The organism is Sphingobacterium siyangense (genome assembly GCF_023277505.1).
GTDB classification, from domain to species: Bacteria; Bacteroidota; Bacteroidia; order Sphingobacteriales; family Sphingobacteriaceae; genus Sphingobacterium; species Sphingobacterium siyangense.
In genome coordinates this window covers 4,411,534-4,429,983 of the sequence record NZ_CP080574.1, presented here as the reverse complement: position 1 = coordinate 4,429,983, position 18,450 = coordinate 4,411,534, and the positions used below count along the sequence as shown (strand labels likewise).

General features: G+C 40.9%; 20 protein-coding genes. 12 read left to right on the top strand and 8 right to left on the bottom strand.

Annotation, left to right across the window (positions count from 1 at the left end; translation table 11 throughout):
- Positions 1–20: 20 nt before the first annotated feature.
- Together K2F45_RS18710 and K2F45_RS18705 are read right to left on the bottom strand one after the other, a co-directional pair.
- Complete coding sequence (locus K2F45_RS18710; protein WP_075993497.1) at positions 21–710, bottom strand: LytR/AlgR family response regulator transcription factor; 690 nt, start codon at positions 708–710, stop codon at positions 21–23.
- Positions 700–1,740, bottom strand: coding sequence for a sensor histidine kinase (locus K2F45_RS18705; RefSeq protein WP_248932039.1), 1,041 nt, complete (start codon positions 1,738–1,740; stop codon positions 700–702). The genes K2F45_RS18710 and K2F45_RS18705 overlap by 11 nt, the downstream gene beginning before the upstream one ends.
- 309 nt (positions 1,741–2,049) lie before the next feature.
- On the opposite strand from K2F45_RS18705, the gene K2F45_RS18700 reads away from it, so the two are divergent.
- From K2F45_RS18700 to K2F45_RS18690, 3 genes are all read left to right on the top strand, one after another.
- Complete coding sequence (locus tag K2F45_RS18700) at positions 2,050–3,006, top strand: aldo/keto reductase (RefSeq protein WP_248933807.1); 957 nt, start codon at positions 2,050–2,052, stop codon at positions 3,004–3,006.
- A 19-nt stretch (positions 3,007–3,025) separates the two neighbouring features.
- Positions 3,026–3,508, top strand: coding sequence for a YdeI/OmpD-associated family protein (locus tag K2F45_RS18695; RefSeq protein WP_075993494.1), 483 nt, complete (start codon positions 3,026–3,028; stop codon positions 3,506–3,508).
- A 92-nt stretch (positions 3,509–3,600) separates the two neighbouring features.
- Positions 3,601–4,587: a Gfo/Idh/MocA family protein gene (locus K2F45_RS18690; RefSeq protein ID WP_248932038.1), complete on the top strand. Its 987-nt coding sequence runs from the start codon at positions 3,601–3,603 to the stop codon at positions 4,585–4,587.
- 19 nt (positions 4,588–4,606) lie between these two features.
- Here the strand turns inward: K2F45_RS18690 and K2F45_RS27380 are convergent, their stop codons facing one another.
- Positions 4,607–4,735 carry a hypothetical protein gene (locus K2F45_RS27380; RefSeq protein WP_276521425.1) on the bottom strand — a complete coding sequence of 43 codons (129 nt, stop codon included), beginning with the start codon at positions 4,733–4,735 and terminating at the stop codon, positions 4,607–4,609.
- A gap of 9 nt (positions 4,736–4,744) precedes the next feature.
- Entirely contained in the window at positions 4,745–5,728 is a 984-nt protein-coding gene (locus tag K2F45_RS18685; protein ID WP_248932037.1) for an aldo/keto reductase, read from the bottom strand.
- 325 nt (positions 5,729–6,053) lie between these two features.
- Between K2F45_RS18685 and K2F45_RS18680 the strand changes: the two genes are divergently transcribed.
- The gene (locus tag K2F45_RS18680) at positions 6,054–7,736 is read left to right on the top strand and encodes an FAD-binding dehydrogenase (RefSeq protein ID WP_075993492.1); all 1,683 of its coding nucleotides are present in this window, start codon (positions 6,054–6,056) and stop codon (positions 7,734–7,736) included.
- 91 nt (positions 7,737–7,827) lie between these two features.
- Here K2F45_RS18680 and K2F45_RS18675 read toward each other — a convergent pair whose 3' ends face one another.
- Complete coding sequence (locus K2F45_RS18675) at positions 7,828–8,697, bottom strand: DMT family transporter (protein ID WP_248932036.1); 870 nt, start codon at positions 8,695–8,697, stop codon at positions 7,828–7,830.
- A 349-nt stretch (positions 8,698–9,046) separates the two neighbouring features.
- Between K2F45_RS18675 and K2F45_RS18670 the strand changes: the two genes are divergently transcribed.
- Positions 9,047–10,330 carry a Gfo/Idh/MocA family protein gene (locus tag K2F45_RS18670; protein WP_248932035.1) on the top strand — a complete coding sequence of 428 codons (1,284 nt, stop codon included), beginning with the start codon at positions 9,047–9,049 and terminating at the stop codon, positions 10,328–10,330.
- Between the two features lies 1 nt (position 10,331).
- Positions 10,332–12,107 carry an alpha-L-fucosidase gene (locus K2F45_RS18665; RefSeq protein ID WP_248932034.1) on the top strand — a complete coding sequence of 592 codons (1,776 nt, stop codon included), beginning with the start codon at positions 10,332–10,334 and terminating at the stop codon, positions 12,105–12,107.
- A gap of 11 nt (positions 12,108–12,118) precedes the next feature.
- Here the strand turns inward: K2F45_RS18665 and K2F45_RS18660 are convergent, their stop codons facing one another.
- The gene (locus K2F45_RS18660; RefSeq protein ID WP_159727742.1) at positions 12,119–12,460 is read right to left on the bottom strand and encodes a winged helix-turn-helix transcriptional regulator; all 342 of its coding nucleotides are present in this window, start codon (positions 12,458–12,460) and stop codon (positions 12,119–12,121) included.
- Between the two features lie 78 nt (positions 12,461–12,538).
- On the opposite strand from K2F45_RS18660, the gene K2F45_RS18655 reads away from it, so the two are divergent.
- Together K2F45_RS18655 and K2F45_RS18650 are read left to right on the top strand one after the other, a co-directional pair.
- Complete coding sequence (locus K2F45_RS18655) at positions 12,539–12,673, top strand: SDR family NAD(P)-dependent oxidoreductase (protein WP_248932033.1); 135 nt, start codon at positions 12,539–12,541, stop codon at positions 12,671–12,673.
- Complete coding sequence (locus tag K2F45_RS18650) at positions 12,616–13,287, top strand: SDR family oxidoreductase (RefSeq protein WP_248932032.1); 672 nt, start codon at positions 12,616–12,618, stop codon at positions 13,285–13,287. Before K2F45_RS18655 ends, K2F45_RS18650 begins: the two co-directional genes overlap by 58 nt.
- 166 nt (positions 13,288–13,453) lie before the next feature.
- Here K2F45_RS18650 and K2F45_RS18645 read toward each other — a convergent pair whose 3' ends face one another.
- Entirely contained in the window at positions 13,454–14,293 is an 840-nt protein-coding gene (locus K2F45_RS18645) for a cold-shock protein (RefSeq protein WP_248932031.1), read from the bottom strand.
- Positions 14,294–14,314: 21 nt separating this feature from the next.
- On the opposite strand from K2F45_RS18645, the gene K2F45_RS18640 reads away from it, so the two are divergent.
- The 4 genes from K2F45_RS18640 to K2F45_RS18625 all read left to right on the top strand — a co-directional run bounded on the left by K2F45_RS18640 (position 14,315) and on the right by K2F45_RS18625 (position 18,042).
- Positions 14,315–14,671: a hypothetical protein gene (locus K2F45_RS18640; RefSeq protein WP_248932030.1), complete on the top strand. Its 357-nt coding sequence runs from the start codon at positions 14,315–14,317 to the stop codon at positions 14,669–14,671.
- A 458-nt stretch (positions 14,672–15,129) separates the two neighbouring features.
- Positions 15,130–16,371, top strand: a complete 1,242-nt coding sequence (locus tag K2F45_RS18635) for a quaternary amine ABC transporter ATP-binding protein (protein ID WP_159727732.1) — start codon at positions 15,130–15,132, stop codon at positions 16,369–16,371.
- Positions 16,372–16,373: 2 nt separating this feature from the next.
- A complete protein-coding gene (locus K2F45_RS18630) occupies positions 16,374–17,201 on the top strand; it encodes an ABC transporter permease (protein ID WP_075993479.1) in 828 nt (275 codons plus the stop codon).
- 1 nt (position 17,202) lies between these two features.
- Complete coding sequence (locus K2F45_RS18625; RefSeq protein WP_248932029.1) at positions 17,203–18,042, top strand: glycine betaine ABC transporter substrate-binding protein; 840 nt, start codon at positions 17,203–17,205, stop codon at positions 18,040–18,042.
- A gap of 68 nt (positions 18,043–18,110) precedes the next feature.
- Here K2F45_RS18625 and K2F45_RS18620 read toward each other — a convergent pair whose 3' ends face one another.
- Positions 18,111–18,371, bottom strand: a complete 261-nt coding sequence (locus K2F45_RS18620) for a hypothetical protein (RefSeq protein ID WP_046675378.1) — start codon at positions 18,369–18,371, stop codon at positions 18,111–18,113.
- Between the last annotated feature and the right edge of the window lie 79 nt (positions 18,372–18,450).

Sequence of the window (18,450 nt, the reverse complement as noted above, 5' to 3'; positions counted from 1 at the left end):
TTCAATTTGTGGCGGTAGCATTAGATAAACTGTTCAATATTTTTGATATATTTTTTACCGATAGGAAGGGCGGTTTCAGGTAGGGTGAGTTTGCTTTGGGCGACCTGCTCAATACGATTTTTATTGACAATAAAAGAATTATGTATGCGTAGGAAGTCTATTGTAGGTAATATTTTTTCCATTCCACGGAGGTTGCTGCGCGTAAGAAGGGGCGATTCACGGTCCACCAGGTATATTTTTACATAGTCCTTCAAGCCTTCGATGTAGCTGATTTCATGGAGAAAAATTTTCGTCTTTTTATATTCTACATTAACGATAATATGATCCTGTTCGGGGAGCTGTTTTGCACGGAGCAGCATACCCTCTTCCACTTTTCGGACTGCAGCTGCGAGTCGTTCTTTTGAGATCGGCTTAAGCAGATAATCAATAGCATTTAGCTCGAAACCTTCAACAGCATATTGGTGATAGGCCGTGGTGAAGATAACCAAGGGTCGGGGAGCGAGCTCGCGAATAAACTGCGTGCCCAATTGATCGGGCATTTCAATATCCAGAAAAATCAGATCGATAGCGTGATTTTTTAAATATTCTTCCGCTTCGGCCGTCGCATTAAATTTATGGACGACTTCGATTTGCTCAAAATTCAATAAGTCGTCTTCTAAAATATTGAGTGCGAAGGGTTCATCATCTATGAGTATACATTTAATCTTCATCGGTCATCAGTTTGAGGGTGACTTCGAAATCTCCAACATCGGTTTTTCTGATGCTGAGGTCATGTCGATTGGGATACAATAATTGTAATCGTCTGCGTACATTGGTCAGTCCTATACCTTCGTTTGGACGCGGTTCTGTATGTTGTAAGATTCTATTACGGGATATAAAGATAATGCCACCCGGAGTTTCCTGAAATTGAAACTGTATCTGTGGAGCTGTTTTGCTATCTACGCCATATTTGAATGCATTCTCCACAAAATGTATGAAGAGTAATGGGGGGATCATTCTATTTTTGACCTTGTCTTCGATATCAAGTGTTACATTTCCTTGGATAGGAAGACGAAGGGTCTGTAAGGCGATAAAATTGCGCATATGGTCAACCTCTTTAAAAAGTTCGACTTTGGGGCCGTCTACTTCGTAAAGTATATAGCGTAGCATTTCGGATAACTTAACAATAGTGTCTTCGGAATCTGGTGATTGTTTACGAATGAGCCAACGGATATTGTTCAGTGTATTGAATAGGAAATGCGGGCTGATCTGTAGCTTTAACATTGTTAGTTCTGCCGTTGTTTTTTCAAGCGCAATCTGTTTGTTGAGCTCCTTTTGTCGCGCTTGCTCATCGTAAAGGAAGATCATTGAAGACGTGATCATACAAAGGGAGTAAATAATGCCTGGGCCGATGACCAACCGTACAAAAAGAATATTTTCCTTCGTCAGATGAGCAAGCTCTCCATCTGGATTAAAATAAACTATGCTGTAGTTCAGTGCTACGTAGGTGGCAAACCCAAGTGCCATTAATAGTACAAAGATCTTTCTGCGACCGAAAAAATAGGTGGGCGCAACAACGTAGCAATGCAAGTAAAAATGAGTAGCCAGGAATACAATATTTACTAAATGCGATAACGCCGAATAGGCTTTGAAATCAGCGATCTTATCCGGCTGGTAGAGATACGTTATAAAGGGCAACAGCAGTAATATGGTCCAGATGACAATATGTAAATAGAATTTTCTGAAAAATCTGCCAATCATGTTATGTCTAATTAATCCCTTTGCTTTTGGATAAGACCAAACTTAGATAAATTGCTTTTTATATGCAATATAAATACGTTTCTATGCAAAAAGAATTATGCATCGAAGCCTGCTTTCCTAAGGTTATCATGACCTGTTGCTAATCGATTTGGTGTTAGAAACATGACCTGCTGTTAAATGATATAGTGTTAAAAAGAGGTTTGCGAAAGAAGACGAAAGCGGGAAATACGCTGGACTGTTGGAAATAGTTTTGTATTTTGCAGGTATAAACTTTGTAACGTGACATTCAATCCAAACCGATATCAGAATATGCCCTACAGACGCTGTGGGAAGAGTGGTATTCTCTTGCCAGCCATATCATTGGGGCTTTGGCAAAATTTTGGCGAAACCGATATTCAAGCTGTATTCCGGAAAACCTTGCTGACCGCTTTTGATCGTGGAATCACCCATTTTGACCTTGCCAATAATTATGGTCCTCCTCCGGGAAGTGCCGAAGAGAACTTTGGACAGCTATTGCGTACCGATTTTGTGGGCTATCGTGATGAACTTTTAATTTCCACTAAAGCGGGTTATACCATGTGGCCGGGGCCGTATGGTGATTGGGGAAGCCGTAAATATTTGATGGCCAGTTTACATCAGAGCTTAAAACGGATGAGTCTCGATTATGTGGATATATTTTACCATCATCGACCTGATCCGAATACACCGTTGGAAGAGACAATGGCAGCATTGCGAGATATTGTTCATCAAGGAAAGGCCTGCTATGTAGGCTTGTCCAATTATCCTCCTGATCTTGCTCAGAAAGCAGCTGCGTTATTGCGTGCTATGGGGACACCATGCCTTATTTATCAGCCTAAGTATTCGATGCTGGTGCGGACACCTGAGGAGGGACTTTTGGATGTGCTGCAGGCAGAAGGAATCGGAGCGATCGCTTTTTCTCCTTTGGCACAGGGACTGCTGACCAACAAATATCTCGGCGGCATTCCGGCGGATTCACGTGCTTCGAAAGAACATTTTTTGAAAAGTGAAATGATCACTCCAGAATTAATGGAGAAGATCGACCGGTTGAATAATCTTGCGGTACAAAGAGGGCAAACATTGGCACAAATGGCAATTGCATGGTTGTTGAAAGATGAACGCGTAAGCTCGGTTTTAGTAGGGGCGAGAAATAGTGAGCAGCTGGTTGATTCCCTCAAGGCCCTGGACAGGTTGGACTTTACGACGGATGAATTGACGCATATCGATACTATTCTGAAGCATAATTAATCACCTAATTGATCATATCATGTTTGCCTTTGAAGCACAATTAGAAATTATTGGTATCAATCCTTTTGTTTTTGTTCCTACGGATATTCTTGAAAACCTATTTAAGGATGCAGGAATAAACAAGGGATATATTCCTGTGAAAGGAAAAGTGAATGAAAAGGATTATGTTCAGACGTTGCTGCGGTTTAAGGAGGAGTGGAGACTGTACATTAACACGGCTATATTGTCGAATTCGCCGAAACGAATCGGTGAGACCTTAGCCGTAACAATCGCTTTTGATCCGGAAGACCGCACTATTTTGCCTCACCCCGAACTCGAAGCAGCATTTGCACTAAATAAGGAAGCTCTGCAGGTATTCGATGGATTGTCTCCATCAAAGCAAAAGGAAATTATCCGCTATATTTCTTCCTTAAAAACTGCGGATAGTCGAAGAAAAAACATCGAAAGGGCAATCGGTTTTCTTTTGGGTAAAAACCGATTTGTGGGACGTGAAAAGCCCTAAGAAATCAGACCAGTACTTCGATGTATGTACTGTAATGCTGGCCAGATATCGGGATTATTGGTCAGAGTCTTAGCAATAATTTGAATATACTTATGGATAATCCTAAAATTGTATGGGGTATCATCGGCTGTGGTGATGTCACAGAAAAAAAAAGCGGACCAGCGTTTAATCGCATAAATAATAGTCAGCTAATGGCCGTAATGCGAAGAGATGCGACGAAAGCTGCTGATTATGCTAGTCGACATCAAGTACCCTTGTGGTATTCAGACGCGGACGATTTGCTCGATAATATCGATCTCAATGCGATTTATGTAGCAACGCCACCGTCATCTCATCTCGCGTATGCAGTATCTGCCCTGCGTAGAGGGAAATCTGTTTATGTTGAAAAGCCCGTTACGTTAAATGCGATAGAAGCAGAAAAATTATTGCAGGAAGTAAAAGAAAGAGACGGGAAGTTGGTAGTTGCACATTATAGGCGGCAATTGCCTTTGTTTCTGAAGGTTAAGGAGCTTGTTGGAAATGGTGAAATTGGTGAGTTAAGGACGGTACAATTGCGTTTATGGCAGAGTAGAATGCCCGACCTAGTGACAAAAGGTGGCGGAGATTGGCGTACTGATCCTGCTGTTTCGGGAGGAGGTTATTTCTTTGATTTAGCCCCACATCAATTGGATTTGATGCTCTATTTTTTTGGAATGCCGGTTTCATACGATGGTTTTAGCTTGATTCAGGATAAAGAAAGTGCTGTAGCTGATCAGACCACAGGAACCATTTTGTTTGAAAATCAGCTTGTCTTCAATGGAAGTTGGTGTTTTAATGTTGCCAAAGAAAACCAGGTAGATAAGGTTGAAATTGTAGGAAGCCTTGGGCATATTACTTTTTCTATTTTTGGAAATTCAGTTGTTGTCAAAACAAGAGATGGAGAGAAGGAATTTATATTTGATCATCCTGAAAATATTCAATTGCCGATGATTTCGCGTACGGTAGATTATTTCCGCGGTATCGGGCCAAATCCATCTCCGATTGAGGAAGCCTTGGTTCTGATGAAGATTATCGATAACTTTTCGACAATAAGACCATAGTGTTCTCGTCCTTCTTATCCTAAGCAGCATGATACCATGTACGATCTGTTGGGTCTACCAGCAGTGTTTTATTTTGCGCATTGCTTTGCAATGCTGTGAGTGACAGTACACCCATAAGGAGTACTGTCAACTGATTGAATTTGTTCATCGCTGAATGTTAAATTTTTGCTAAGGCAAGATTGATAAATGATAGATCTTCGGCGGTAAGCGTGATATCGATGGCTTGCGCATTTGCTATGGCCTGTTCTGCATTTCGAGCACCTGCCAAAACCACAGTGATCGCAGGCTGTAGACTGGTCCAGCGTAATACCAATTGAGAAAGTGTTACACCTTTGTTAGTGGCAATTGGACTGATGGTATCCAAGAAAGTCTTTACCTTGGCCAGATCAAATTGTTGGAAATAACCATTGCGGTGGTCGTTTTCTTTTAATTTACCTGTATTAAAATATTTACCGGTTAATAAACCTCGTTCCATAGGGCTATATACAATGATACCTAGATCATTTTCCTTTGCATAAGGAACAAGGTCCTTTTCGATACCTCGGTTTAGCATACTGTAACCAACTTGATTACTTGCAATGTTGAGGTTCTTCCGTGCTTCTGAAACTTGATCGACACTATAATTGCTGACGCCGGCGGCACGGATCTTACCTTGTTGTAAAAGAAGATCCAAGGCTTCCATCGTTTCCGAAATCGGGGTCGTGCTATCTGGCCAGTGAATCTGAAGTAGATCGATGTAGTCCGTACGTAAGCGTTTTAGGCTATTCTCTACTTCATGAATTACACTGGTTTTTGACGAATATTTATAAACTGGAATAGTTTTACCAGCTTCTTCTGCATCAAAGAAAAATTCACCTTTTCCTTGGTTACTGCCGTCCCATACCAAACCAAATTTGGTCAATAGCTGTATTTTGGTCCGATCATAACCCTGTATTGCCGCACCGATCATTTCTTCACTTAAACCAAATCCATAAAAAGGGGCTGTATCCAATGTAGTGACACCATTGTCGATCGATGCTTTTACAGAATCAATAGAATCTTTCTTTTCATTTCCGCCCCACATGTTGCCGCCAATGGCGAAAGCTCCATAAGTAATTGCCGATAATTCTAAATCTGTTTTTCCTAATTTTCTGTATTCCATTTTTTTTATGTTTCCTATTAAAATTATTTATTACGCTAATGCGCCTTTTTTATCAAATAAATCTGTTGGAAATGGCGCTTATTATTATTTTAATGATTGATAGCACAAAGTTATAACCCTGATTTTTATTATTAAAATAATTTAAATTAGGTTATTCTATCATTTTTGTGATATGTCATTGGGTGTTTTTTTAAGGAAAGGACCGCGGGATTCCTGTTAAGTTTTTCTTGTGCAATCCTGCTCAAACTAGTAAATTTATATAAGGCAGTTGGTCTTGTGAGCAATCACATTTTTATTGGGATAGCTGTTCGGTAAAAGAATAACAATGCAAAAAGTAGAACAATTTAAACCTGATGTGATTATTATTGGATCGGGTTTAGCAGGACTTACGACAGCAATGGAAGTCACCAATGCTGGTAAGAAAGTGCTTCTTGTAGATCAGGAAACGGAAGAAAATCTAGGGGGACAGGCCTATTGGTCCTTCGGGGGACTTTTTCTTATCAATTCGCCACAACAACGTCGCATGGGGATTAAGGATTCTTATGAACTAGCCCGACAGGATTGGATGGGGACTGCCGGGTTTGACCGCGAGGAGGATTATTGGCCACGACAATGGGCTGAGGCCTACTTGAAATTTGCAACAGAAGAAAAGTCTGCCTACATCGCTAAGCTTGGTATAAAGCTGATGTTTATGGTCGGTTGGGCGGAGCGCGGTGATGGCTCGGCCTCGGGGCATGGTAATTCGGTTCCTAGATTTCATGTCAGTTGGGGGACCGGAACCGGAGTTGTGAAACCTTTTGTGGATAAAGCTTATGCTGCGCAGGAAAAAGGTCTTCTGCAGTTTCGCTTTCGACATCGCGTAACAAAATTGCTAACGCAAGATGGTGCGGTAATTGGAATTGGAGGTGATATATTGGCAGACGATCACCAGGCAAGGGGTGTTGCAACCAACAGAACTATTCTTGCAGCGTTTGAATATTATGCAGATCAGGTCGTTATTGCTTCTGGAGGGATCGGCGCAAATCATCAATTGGTACGCGAAAACTGGCCTGAACGATTAGGGAAAGCACCGGCACAAATGATTTCAGGTGTTCCCGCCTATGTCGATGGAAAAATGATCGGAATTGCGGAAGAGGTCGGGGCTCATATGATAAACCGCGATCGCATGTGGCATTATACGGAAGGGATTGAAAATTGGAATCCAATATGGCCTAACCACGGCATCCGTATCTTGCCTGGGCCCTCTTCGCTGTGGTTTGATGCCCGCGGTACCAGACTTCCTGCGCCTTATTTGCCTGGATTTGATACCTTGGGTACACTCAAGCATCTGCAAGAGACAGGCTTTTCTTATTCCTGGTTTATTCTGACGCAGAAGATAATCAAAAAAGAGTTTGCTCTTTCGGGTTCAGAACAGAATCCAGATATTACCAACAAGGATTATAGGTTATTTTTGAAACGCATTTTTGGGAAAAATGCTCCCGGGCCCGTTGAGGCCTTTAAGGAAAAAGGATCTGATTTTATTGTTTCGGACAATCTAAAGGATCTGGTAGCTCGTATGAATCGTTTGACAGGGGAGGATTTATTGGACTATGAAGCAATTAAATCGCAAATTGAAGCGCGTGACCGGGAAGTAGATAATAAGTTCTCAAAAGACACGCAAGTGAATTATATCCGGAATACACGGAATTACCGTGGTGATAAATTAGGCCGAGTGGCAGCCCTTCATAAAATCCTGGCGCAAGAAAATGGACCGCTCATTGCGGTACGTCTCCATGTACTGACCCGGAAAACCTTAGGCGGTCTTAAAACGAATCTCCAAGCACAAGTACTAACAAAGGATGACGAGGTGATAAAGGGCTTGTATGCTGTGGGTGAGGTGGCGGGATTTGGTGGTGGCGGGATGCACGGCTATCGGGCACTGGAAGGCACGTTTTTGGGAGGATGTATTTTCTCCGGCATGAAAGCCGGACAACATATTGCGAGTCTGACAAAGATACCATCTGTCTAAGAAATGTGATGAAAATTAATTTTTTCCTTCATGTTAAAATAGAGGTTCCATAGGCAATCAATGCGATGTTTGCCTATGGAATAAGGAACTATTAAGCTTTTTTTCTGATAGAGCGCATCGTTTGGAGAAGAACAGAAACGAGTACAAGAGCGAGTCCAACATAGAAGGAAGCATTGACTTGTTTGCCTTCGTTGAAGAATAAAAAAGCAATGATAATTGAATAGATGGGCTCGAGATTGAAACTCAAATTGACCGTAAATGCAGATAACTTCTTGAGTGATTCAGCAAAAAGAACATAAAGGCCAACTGTACAAAATAAAGCCAGCAAGATTAAATAGACCCCATCAGAAAAGCTCGGTATAAAACGTTCGGTAGGAAATAGATAATAGAAAATGGGCAGCCCAAATCCCAATACAATGGTGCCACTGAGCATCTGATAAAAATTGAGCAATTTACTATCATATTGTTTGACTAATCGCTCGTTGTAAATGGTATATAGAGCCGCAAAAATAGTTGAAATTACACCCAAAATAATCCCAAGTTGATAAGAGCTATCAAAATGAAAGATTAAACTGATTCCGATCAATGTCAGCATACTTAACATGAGCTGCACTGCGCTAAATCTTTTCTTGTTGATGATTGGCTCTAATACAGCGGTAAAGAAACTGGTCAGACAATAGCAAACAACGCCAATGGAAATGTTGGAAAACTTGATGCTACCATAAAAAAATATCCAGTGGATAGTGATTAGTACGCCGACTTTCGCAATTTTAAACGCATCTTTAGTGGATTTTAAACGCTCAATTTTGAATAATTTGAGAACGATGAATAAGATGATTGTTGAAAGTAAGACCCGAAACCAGACGAGTGGTATTTGATTGAGCGTAATGAGCTTGCCGAAAACACCGGTGAAGCCTGCGAGCAGTACTGCGGTATGAAGTACTAAATATGATTTTTTCATAAGAGAAATGTCTTTCCCATAAAGGGAAATTTAAAAGCTAAATAAATAGTTAATCCTTATATCATCCGAATTTGCTCCTGATCGGAAGCCATTATTCGTTTGACATTGCGCTATATTATTTTGCTGGAGGAGAAAGACAAGTTCTTCGGCCCATGGTTTTATGCTTGTTTTTAACAAATATAGAAATTATCTACGGTATTCAAAGTCCTTTATTTCAGCCATTTTGTTTGGATTAATATTCTTCATCCTAAAGACTAAATGTTATATTAGTAATCTCACTAGGGGGGATCCCAAGATAATCGTCTTCCTAGTAATGAATACACAATATCAATATAAACCAAACTAAAGAATGAAGAGAAAAGAATTTATACGAAATACGAGTCTATTGGCTGCATCGGCGCTTTTTGCACAGACGAAAGTATTCGGTTTTCAAGCTGATACGGTTCGTGTAGGGCTGATCGGTACAAACGGAATGGGTTGGTCCAATCTGAACGCCATCTTGAAAGTACCAGGAGTGCAGTGTACGGCATTATGTGATGTCGATGAAAATGTTTTGGGAAATCGAGCTGAGGAATTAAAGAAACGCAATATCAATGTGAAGACTTACATCGATTATAAAGACCTCCTAAAAGCAAATGACGTTGATGTTGTTATTGTCGCTACCCCCGATCATTGGCATTGTATGCAAATGGTTGATGCTGTTGCGGCCGGAAAAGATGTGTATGTCGAAAAACCGATTGGAAACTCCATTCGGGAATGTGAAATTATGGTTGCAGCTGCTAAAAAGCATAAGCGCGTTGTACAGGTTGGGCAGTGGCAACGAAGCCAACAACATTTCAGAGATGCGATGGATTTTGTTCATAGCGGAAAATTGGGGAAAATACGTCTTGTTAAGGCTTGGGCTTACCAAGGTTGGATGAAGAGTATCCCGGTTCAGGCAGACGCTCCTGTTCCTGCGGGAGTACATTATGATAAATGGTTGGGGCCAGCACCAAAACGTGCATTTAATCCCAATCGTTTTCACTTCAATTTTAGATGGTATTGGGATTATGCGGGTGGCTTGATGACCGATTGGGGGGTACATATGTTGGATTATGCGCTAATTGGAATGAAAGTATCAGATCCTGTTTCGGTTATGGCTGCTGGAGGTAAATTTGCTTATCCTGACGATGCTGCTGAAACGCCAGATAGTTTAACAACGGTATACGAGTTTGATGGATTTAATGTTCAATGGGAGCAGGCAACAGGTATAGATTTGGGTCCTTACCAAAAGACTCACGGAGTTGCTTTCATTGGCAATAATGGTACCTTGGTGGTCAATCGTGAGGGTTGGGAAGTTATTCCGGAGAAAGGGCGAATGGATGCTGTCTCTTTTCAACGTTCACAGGACAATGGATTGGACAAGCATATGGTGAATTTTGTAGAAGCAGTTAGAAAGAAATCCGTGGAAGGTTTACATGCTCCGATAGAAGCTGGGGCACATATCGCGATATTCTCACAAATGGGAAATATTGCTTATCGGGCCAAAAAGAAATTGTTCTGGGACAAACAAAAGCGCAGTTTCAATGATAAGGATGCAGACAAGTACCTGGCGAAAGTTTATCATAATGGTTATAACTTGCCAAAAGTCTAAGATGTTAAAAATAGGTGTTAAAAAGATATTGTTTTGTTTAGCACTGGCGGGGTTGGTTGCGAACCAGGTTTCAGCGCAACAGATGGAACAGATGTGGAATGGTGAAGGGGGAAATAAACCGATCGCCCAAAATAGAGGGAAACTTTTTCGTGAAGGCAAATATGCGATGTTTATCCATTGGGGAATCTATTCGCAGCTGGCAAATACCTGGAAGGGAAAAACGTTTTATGGCATAGGGGAGTGGCTCATGAACAAGAGCATGGCCAATATCCCTGTTGCGGACTATATGGCTGCTGCGGGTTCTTTCCGTCCAGATCATTTTGATGCTAAAGCTATTGTGCGGCTTGCAAAAGATGCGGGAATGCGTTACATCGTGATTACAAGTAAACATCATGATGGATTTTCAATGTTTCATTCTAAGGTGAATTCTTTTAATATTGTTGAGGCGACTGACTTTAAGCGCGATCCAATGATTGAGCTCGCAAAAGCCTGTAAAGAGGGGGGAATTGGTTTTGGCTTTTATTATTCGCAAAATCAGGATTGGACTTATTCTGGCGGAAATGGAGGCCCCAAGGTGAATGCAGCTGGTCAGCCGAAAACATTTGATGATTATTTTTGGGAAAAATGTTATCCTGAGGTGAATCAGATTACAACGGAGTATGGACCGATAGAATTGGTCTGGTTCGATACTCCAGGTGGAATGGATAAGAAATACGCACAAAAACTTGTCGAATTGGTTCATAAAAATCAACCTGGGGCGTATGTGTCAGGACGAGTTGGGCACGGGCTCGGTGATTATTCTACTTTAGGAGATATGGAAGTGCCGCGGCAGAATGTTCCGGGGCTTTGGGAAGCAGTAGATGTAACCAACGATTCTTGGGGTTATGCTTGGCACGACAATAATTGGAAGAGTGCTCGTGAGATCTTATCACGTACATTGTCGACTATTGGCCGGGGTGGGACCTATATGTTAAATGTTGGACCTAAACCCGACGGGACTATTCCAGAGCCAGCGAGCTTAGCGTTGCGCGGTGCGGGTGCCTGGATCCGAAAATATCCAGAGACCGTTTATGGCGCACAGGCCTCACCTTGGGGGCATGCCTTACCCTGGGGAGATGCTACTGTACAGGGACGTAAAATTTCATTGTTGGTCTATCATTGGCCGACCAATGGAAAGTTGTTTGTTCCGGGCCTAACAAAAGGGATAAAGTCGATTAGCCTTTTAACTTCCAACGGCAAAAAGTCCTTGAATTACACGTTCGATGGAAAATGCTTAAAAATCAATACGCCAGGTGTAGCTCCCGATCCATTGGTTTCTGTCATTGAGGTAGTTATGCGGGAAATGCCCGTTATTGATAACATGTTGGGAGTTGATCCGGCCATGGAGACAATTGTGCCTGTTGATTTTGCTGAAGTTGAAGGATGTAATAAAACTGGAAAGTCCTGGATGGAAAAATTCGGTGAATGGAAGCATGTGGTTCAAGTAGGGCAATGGACTGATGAAAGTAAACTAACGTATGCTATAGACATTGTTAAGCCAGGCTATTATCAAATTGATCTAAATTATGCGGGGCAGGGGAGAGTGGTGTGGAAGATCGAAAACTCGGATGGGGAGATCGTGCAGAATCAGCAAGCGGCCTCTTCTGTGTATAATTGGTACCCTTGGGGATGGATGAAATTTAAGGCTCCGGGGCGCTACAAAATTACTGTTTCTTTAGTGGAAGGGGATGGTGATAAACTCAGTCTTACTGCACTTCGATTTAAATCTGTAGAATAGAGCTCAAAAGTCTATTCTACAGATTCTTCAATAATCACCTTTCTGTGCTCTCGGCCCCAGTTAATCATTTCTTGGATGATATTACCAAATGTCCGGCAATAGGCAGTCGGTAGGTATTCAATTAGCACAGGGCTGTCCGGATAGACTTTTCTGCTAACAAGCTTGTTGAGTTCCATATCTTTCAATTCTTTGGACAGCATACGCGTCGTGATACCGGGGATACTTCGTTCAATTTCTCGAAACCGTTTATTACCGTTGCATAGTGAATTGATAATAGGAATACGCCATTTTCCGCCTATAAAATACAGGGTGTCCTGTAATGCTCTTAGTTCTTCTACTTGATTTCTTTCCATGGTAATTTTGGTATACTCTATTGTACTGGTATCAAATGTATATCAAATACCCGATATATTTGTCAAAAAAATAGAACAATGGAAAATTTAGAAAACAAAGTCGTCTTAGTTACGGGAGGAAATAGTGGAATTGGTTTCGCAACAGCAAAGGAGTTTTGCGAAAATGGAGCACAAGTTATTATTACAGAAGAAGAAAGCAAGCTATTGATCTAGCTGCTGAGCGGATAGGAGCAACAGCCTACGTGGCGGATCAGGCTATACTGCAAGATATTGAAAAACTTGCTCAGGAAATAAAAGATCGGTTTGGATATATAGATGTCCTATTTATCAACGCTGGTATTACAGGTGAAGGAGGTTTTATTGGTGAAGCATCAGAAGCGAATTTTGATGCAGTAATGGATATCAATTTAAAAGGCTCATATTTTACATTGAGCAGATTTATACCACTACTTCGCAATGGTGCGTCTGTCGTTATTCTTTCTTCTAATGTAGCTACCTTAAATATGCCAGCGAGTTCGATTTATCAAGCGAGTAAAGCGGCCGTTAATTCCTTTGCCAAAACAGCAGCAATGGAGCAAGCAAACCGTAAAATTCGTGTAAACACGGTGAGCCCAGGTCCGACTAGGACGGATGTTCTTAACAAGAATTATGATCAGCTGACTGTCGAAAATATTTGGAATAAGTTGGCGGCCGAGTCTCCACTCAAAAAGATAGGTACAGCGGAAGATGTTGCTAAAATGGTTGTTTATCTGAGTGGTGAACATGCATCTTACATCACTGGCGCTGATTCTGTTTTGGATGGTGGAATGGGTGTCAATCATTCTTAACCACCTGCACAGCATACTAAAAGATCTTTAGGTTAAGAACTTATCCTTCGTAGATATTGAATTATTATCATACGAAGGATAATCAATAGTTTAGATTCTTTGTATGATCTCGCTTATTATATTGGGGCGGATTGCATGCCGATTTTACGACATTAAATAGTTTCAGCTATTCTTGCAGCAGCGTCTGTATTTTTTCGATAGACGCCTCATTCTCTAGGAACTCGATATATGGAAGCAGCGGTTCGATATCTTGCTTATCCATTGTTTCTAGATCGTCAAATAGTGCATTTACAAAATCAGTACAAAAGGATTTTCCATAACTGTAGGTGCTAATTCTGGCAAGATCCTCACAATTGATTTCTGTGGCATTCAGATTAAATACAAGCTCAGGAATTTCGTAGTCACCTTCCGCCGGATAGCCAATATACCTAAACATGCTTTCCTTCCAGACGCGAAATAGAATTTGATGCGAGACATGTTTCCCAAAGTATTCGAACACTTTGGAAAGTATATCGTAAGCGGTTTCTTTCTCAAAAACACCAGTAATGCTTTTGTCGATCAATTCGGCATAGGAAATGAAAATTGAGCTATCAAAATGAACATCAAAATTAGCGGTCAGCATGGACACAATATGTTCTCTGGGCTGGGTTCTTAAAAGTTGTCTTGCTGTTAATGAGGTTAAGTTATGCTTTTGTTCTCGACCGTGGCTGTCGGGGAGGAGTACGGTGTGTTCTTTGTCGAGGAGCGAGATGACGAATTTCCAATCTTCGGGCCTTTTGAGAATTCTGCAGTTCTGGGCGAGATAACCGCTCCTTTTAGGGTCGGGTTTCTTATCGCCAACAATAACTTCTCCAGGTTGAATAATATGTTCTGGAGGAACTTTAAACCTGCGTATATGCACAAAGAGTTCTTCTCCGGAAGGTAACGCAAGAGTACCAAATCCTTTGTTATTGTCGAACCATTTGACTGCGCCGATAAACATGGCTGGGGTTGAGTTTTGTTTCAATAGTATAAAGGTAATGAATAAATGCCTTTATTAGGTATTGAAAATGAAATATTTGCAATTATTTGTGCTATATCACTTATTTTTCTCGTATTTATCTACTTATTTGGTTGGGGAAAAGATTTTCGGAAGGCCAAAGGCGACATATTTGTCTTCGCTTTGAACAAAACGGAGAGATACCTTGGCATTAATGGTTCTGACCCTGCTGATAATCGGACTTTGGTTATGCGTGCGGTTGAAAAACACTATCCACAGCTCGTGGAAAAATACCAACGATTGTTTGGTCCGGACGGTAAACTTTCGAGCTATTATCGACAGGCATTTGCGGAAAAGGTAAAGGGATTATGTGTACAATATGGGCTGCGAGACAGGCTGTTTTAGCTACTAAGTTTACTGATTTTATCTTCAAAAAATCAGATCTCATTTTTGTTTTTATAAGTTGTTGTAAAATAGGTTTATATGGTCCGAAAAAGACGTTAAATTTATTTTTCGTACCTTTGTACTGTCAAAAGACAGAATGGCGTGAGTTTATTCCGCTATGGCTTTGTGCCTCTGGCACAGCCTAGGTTGTTCGTTATACTTGTTGAAGTATATTTTGGAGATGCTTTTTGAATGGAGCATTTCGTCTTTAAAAGATTAGTTTCTTTTTCATCATTGCTCTTACCGAACCGAGAGTAAAGTATGTTAGTTAATAAGTTGATTGAACTGTACGAGTAAGATTTCGATCAAACGAACTCAACTGTAGGGATATTTTTATTTGTAAGAAAATAGCGTAGGCGTATGGCCTTAGTGGATTACTCATGCCCTTATGGTTTATTTATGTTTAAAAAAATTAAAGAATGGATAAAACTAGCAAGGTAAAAGTAAAAGTTGAAGACTTGGTACTTGTTTTCGGAAAGCAGAAGAAGCAAGCTTTGAAATTACTAAATGAGGGTTTCTCCAAAAAGGAAATCTTGGCAAAGACAGATTGCACGATCGGAATCAACAAAGCTAATTTTGAAATCTTCGAGGGTGAATTCTTTGTTATAATGGGACTATCAGGCAGTGGGAAATCTACCCTGCTCCGTTGTCTTAATCGATTGAACGAACCCACATCAGGAAAGGTATTTATCAATGGAGAGGATATTACAGGGAAAAATAATAAAGATCTTCTTGAAGTCCGTAGGACAGAAATGAGTATGGTCTTTCAAAAGTTTGGTCTGTTGCCACATCATACCGTATTAAGCAATGCCGCTTTTGGTTTAGAACTAAGAGGGGAAGAACGGGAAAAACGGGAATCTAAAGCTCAGAAAGCGCTGGATGTAGTAGGACTGAGTGGATTTGAGCAACAGTTACCGTCTCAGTTATCTGGTGGTATGCAACAGCGGGTTGGACTGGCTCGGGCACTTGCCAATGATCCCGAAGTATTGCTGATGGATGAGGCATTTTCAGCACTAGATCCCCTGATTAAAACCGAAATGCAAGATCAGCTATTGGAGTTGCAGGATAATTTACAAAAAACGATCGTTTTTATTACCCATGATCTCGATGAAGCAATCAAATTGGGCGATCGTATTGCTATTATGAAGGATGGTGTCATCGAACAGATCGGTACTGCGGAAGATATCTTGACAAATCCAGCAAGTGACTATGTTAAAGCCTTTGTTGAAAAAGTGGATCGCAAGTCTATCATTTCGGCAGGTTCACTGATGTTTGAGAAACCTACTGTTGTACGTTTCAAAAAAGATGGCCCTGAGGGGGCTCTACGTAAAATGCGGTCGACAGGAATTGAGATTCTCCCTGTAGTTGATGCTCATGAGACTTTTCTTGGTTTTGTTCATATGAGTGAAGTCATTCAATCTGCAAAGCGTAGGGAACCTACCGTAGAATCCATTATACATACGACCGTTCCAACTGTATCAAAAGAGGTGACCGTTGAAGAAATGTTGCCCTTGATATCGGAGATCCGGTCGCCAATTGCTGTGGTGAATGAACATAATCGTTTGTTGGGGATCGTAACACAGACATCATTGATTATCGAAGCGACAAAGTATAATGAAGAAGAAATTATTGAATTAAAAGAGAAAGCAAATAATCAGTAGAAATGAATAAAGTAATCGATATAGGACAATACATTGCTGTAGCCGTCAATTGGCTGACAGATCATTTAGAACCATTTTTTAACTTGATAAAAAATACGGGGAATGCATCCATTATTGGACTGGAATGGGTGCTAACAACAATACCTTTTTTTATTATAATCGCATTATTTACAGGTTTAGCCTGGTGGAAATCTGGAAAAGGGGTTGCATTGACAACATTGGTGGGATTAACATTGATCTATCTGATGGGATTTTGGATTGCAACGATGGAGACTTTGGCCCTAGTGTTGGTAGCTACACTGACAGCATTGGTTATATCAGTTCCTTTGGGCGTGTGGGCCGCGAAGAATAAACTAGCAGCGAAAATCATTCGGCCCTTACTTGATTTAATGCAGACGATGCCTGCCTTTGTTTACTTGATTCCAGCGGTGTTATTTTTTAGTATCGGTAAAGTCCCGGGAGCTTTTGCTACCATTATTTTCGCTATGCCACCTGCCGTCCGTTTGACGACTTTAGGGATTGATGCGGTTCCAAAAGATATCGTGGAAGCTGCACGTTCATTTGGAGCAACCAATAGTCAGATCTTATTTAAAGTAGAGCTGCCCTTGGCTACAAAAACAATCTTAGCAGGGATCAATCAGACCATATTACTGTCTTTATCGATGGTTGTTATTGCCGGAATGATTGCTGCTGGTGGCTTAGGAGAAAAAGTGCTTGAAGGTATTAACAACTTGGATATTGGTCTTGGTTTTGAAAGTGGTTTGTCCGTTGTGATTCTCGCTATTATTTTGGATCGAATCACACAGGGCTTTGTAAAAAAGAAAGCATAGTATGAGGAAAATAAAAAGTATGGTATTGTGTCTGATGGTGTTGTTGCTTGCGTCATGCAGCACAGGCCGGAATAAAAATATTATTCATATCGGTATGGTCGATGGCTGGGCCGAAGGAGTCGCAATGACAGAGGTCGCAAAAGTTATTATGGAAGAAAAGGGGTATCATGTTGTTATCCAGCGGGCTACGCCAGATATGATCTTAGCCTCCATGAACAATGGCGATACAGATCTATATATGGATGTCTGGCTACCATTGACCCATGGAAGTAAAGTGGCTAAATTCCCAAATATTGAAGAGCTTGGAACGAGTTATAACGATGCGCGAAATGGACTTGTTGTACCGGATTACGTAACAATTGATGGAATTGAAGAGTTGAAAAAACATGAAAAAGAGTTTGATAGAAGGATCATTGGTATAGAAAAGGGAGCTGGAATAACACGTGCCGTGGATCAGGTGATCAAAGATTATAGCCTCGATTATAAGCATGTGAACTCATCTACCGTAGCTATGATTACGGAACTGCAAAACGCGATCAAAGCAAAACGTTGGATTGTGGTAGCGGGCTGGCAACCGCATTGGATGTTTGCTAAAATGAAATTGAAGTTTTTGGATGACCCCAAAAAGACATTGGGTGATGCCGAGCAAATTAAAATTTTTGCAAGGGGGGACTTTAACATTGAGCAGCCGGAGCTAGCCCGATTTTTCTCCAAAGTCTACTTCAATGAATCAACAATGGCTGATTTGTTGTCACAAATGCAGGGAAGCCAGGACAAAGCATCTACGGCAAAAGAATGGGTCAAGAAACATAACGATCTCGTAAAGGGCTGGTTATTGTAAACAGAGGTGATTAAATAGTTATGCCACCCCGGTACGCTACCCGGCATAGCATAAGGAGGGCATTGTCATTACGACAATGCCCTTAAAAATTTACGGGCCAGTTGGATTTGTTGTTGTTGTATGCTGGATAAAGGATATCTGCTATCATCAATCCATGTGTCGAGCCCCTTTGGAAATTCCCAGGCGAAATCTAAGACTTTCGCTTTTTCTGCGGCTAAAATAATATCATGTTTCGTTGCATTTGGATTGGCAATCTTGATGTTATTATAAATGCTATCCTGGATGAGTGGAAAGTTGTCTGCCATATCCTGATTTCTATTTGTATCCATAGTGAATTATTTTTAAAATAATTAAGAATGATTCTAAATAATTTTATACTTTAGTCAAAGATAGCAGGCATTCTATTGT

Coding starts and splice junctions, on each gene's coding strand:
- K2F45_RS18710 (WP_075993497.1), bottom strand. CDS start 710: ATGAAGATTAAATGTATACTCATAGATGATGAACCCTTCGCACTCAAT.
- K2F45_RS18705 (WP_248932039.1), bottom strand. CDS start 1,740: ATGATTGGCAGATTTTTCAGAAAATTCTATTTACATATTGTCATCTGG.
- K2F45_RS18700 (WP_248933807.1), top strand. CDS start 2,050: ATGCCCTACAGACGCTGTGGGAAGAGTGGTATTCTCTTGCCAGCCATA.
- K2F45_RS18695 (WP_075993494.1), top strand. CDS start 3,026: ATGTTTGCCTTTGAAGCACAATTAGAAATTATTGGTATCAATCCTTTT.
- K2F45_RS18690 (WP_248932038.1), top strand. CDS start 3,601: ATGGATAATCCTAAAATTGTATGGGGTATCATCGGCTGTGGTGATGTC.
- K2F45_RS27380 (WP_276521425.1), bottom strand. CDS start 4,735: ATGAACAAATTCAATCAGTTGACAGTACTCCTTATGGGTGTACTGTCA.
- K2F45_RS18685 (WP_248932037.1), bottom strand. CDS start 5,728: ATGGAATACAGAAAATTAGGAAAAACAGATTTAGAATTATCGGCAATT.
- K2F45_RS18680 (WP_075993492.1), top strand. CDS start 6,054: ATGCAAAAAGTAGAACAATTTAAACCTGATGTGATTATTATTGGATCG.
- K2F45_RS18675 (WP_248932036.1), bottom strand. CDS start 8,697: ATGAAAAAATCATATTTAGTACTTCATACCGCAGTACTGCTCGCAGGC.
- K2F45_RS18670 (WP_248932035.1), top strand. CDS start 9,047: ATGAAGAGAAAAGAATTTATACGAAATACGAGTCTATTGGCTGCATCG.
- K2F45_RS18665 (WP_248932034.1), top strand. CDS start 10,332: ATGTTAAAAATAGGTGTTAAAAAGATATTGTTTTGTTTAGCACTGGCG.
- K2F45_RS18660 (WP_159727742.1), bottom strand. CDS start 12,460: ATGGAAAGAAATCAAGTAGAAGAACTAAGAGCATTACAGGACACCCTG.
- K2F45_RS18655 (WP_248932033.1), top strand. CDS start 12,539: ATGGAAAATTTAGAAAACAAAGTCGTCTTAGTTACGGGAGGAAATAGT.
- K2F45_RS18640 (WP_248932030.1), top strand. CDS start 14,315: ATGCCTTTATTAGGTATTGAAAATGAAATATTTGCAATTATTTGTGCT.
- K2F45_RS18635 (WP_159727732.1), top strand. CDS start 15,130: ATGGATAAAACTAGCAAGGTAAAAGTAAAAGTTGAAGACTTGGTACTT.
- K2F45_RS18630 (WP_075993479.1), top strand. CDS start 16,374: ATGAATAAAGTAATCGATATAGGACAATACATTGCTGTAGCCGTCAAT.
- K2F45_RS18625 (WP_248932029.1), top strand. CDS start 17,203: ATGAGGAAAATAAAAAGTATGGTATTGTGTCTGATGGTGTTGTTGCTT.
- K2F45_RS18620 (WP_046675378.1), bottom strand. CDS start 18,371: ATGGATACAAATAGAAATCAGGATATGGCAGACAACTTTCCACTCATC.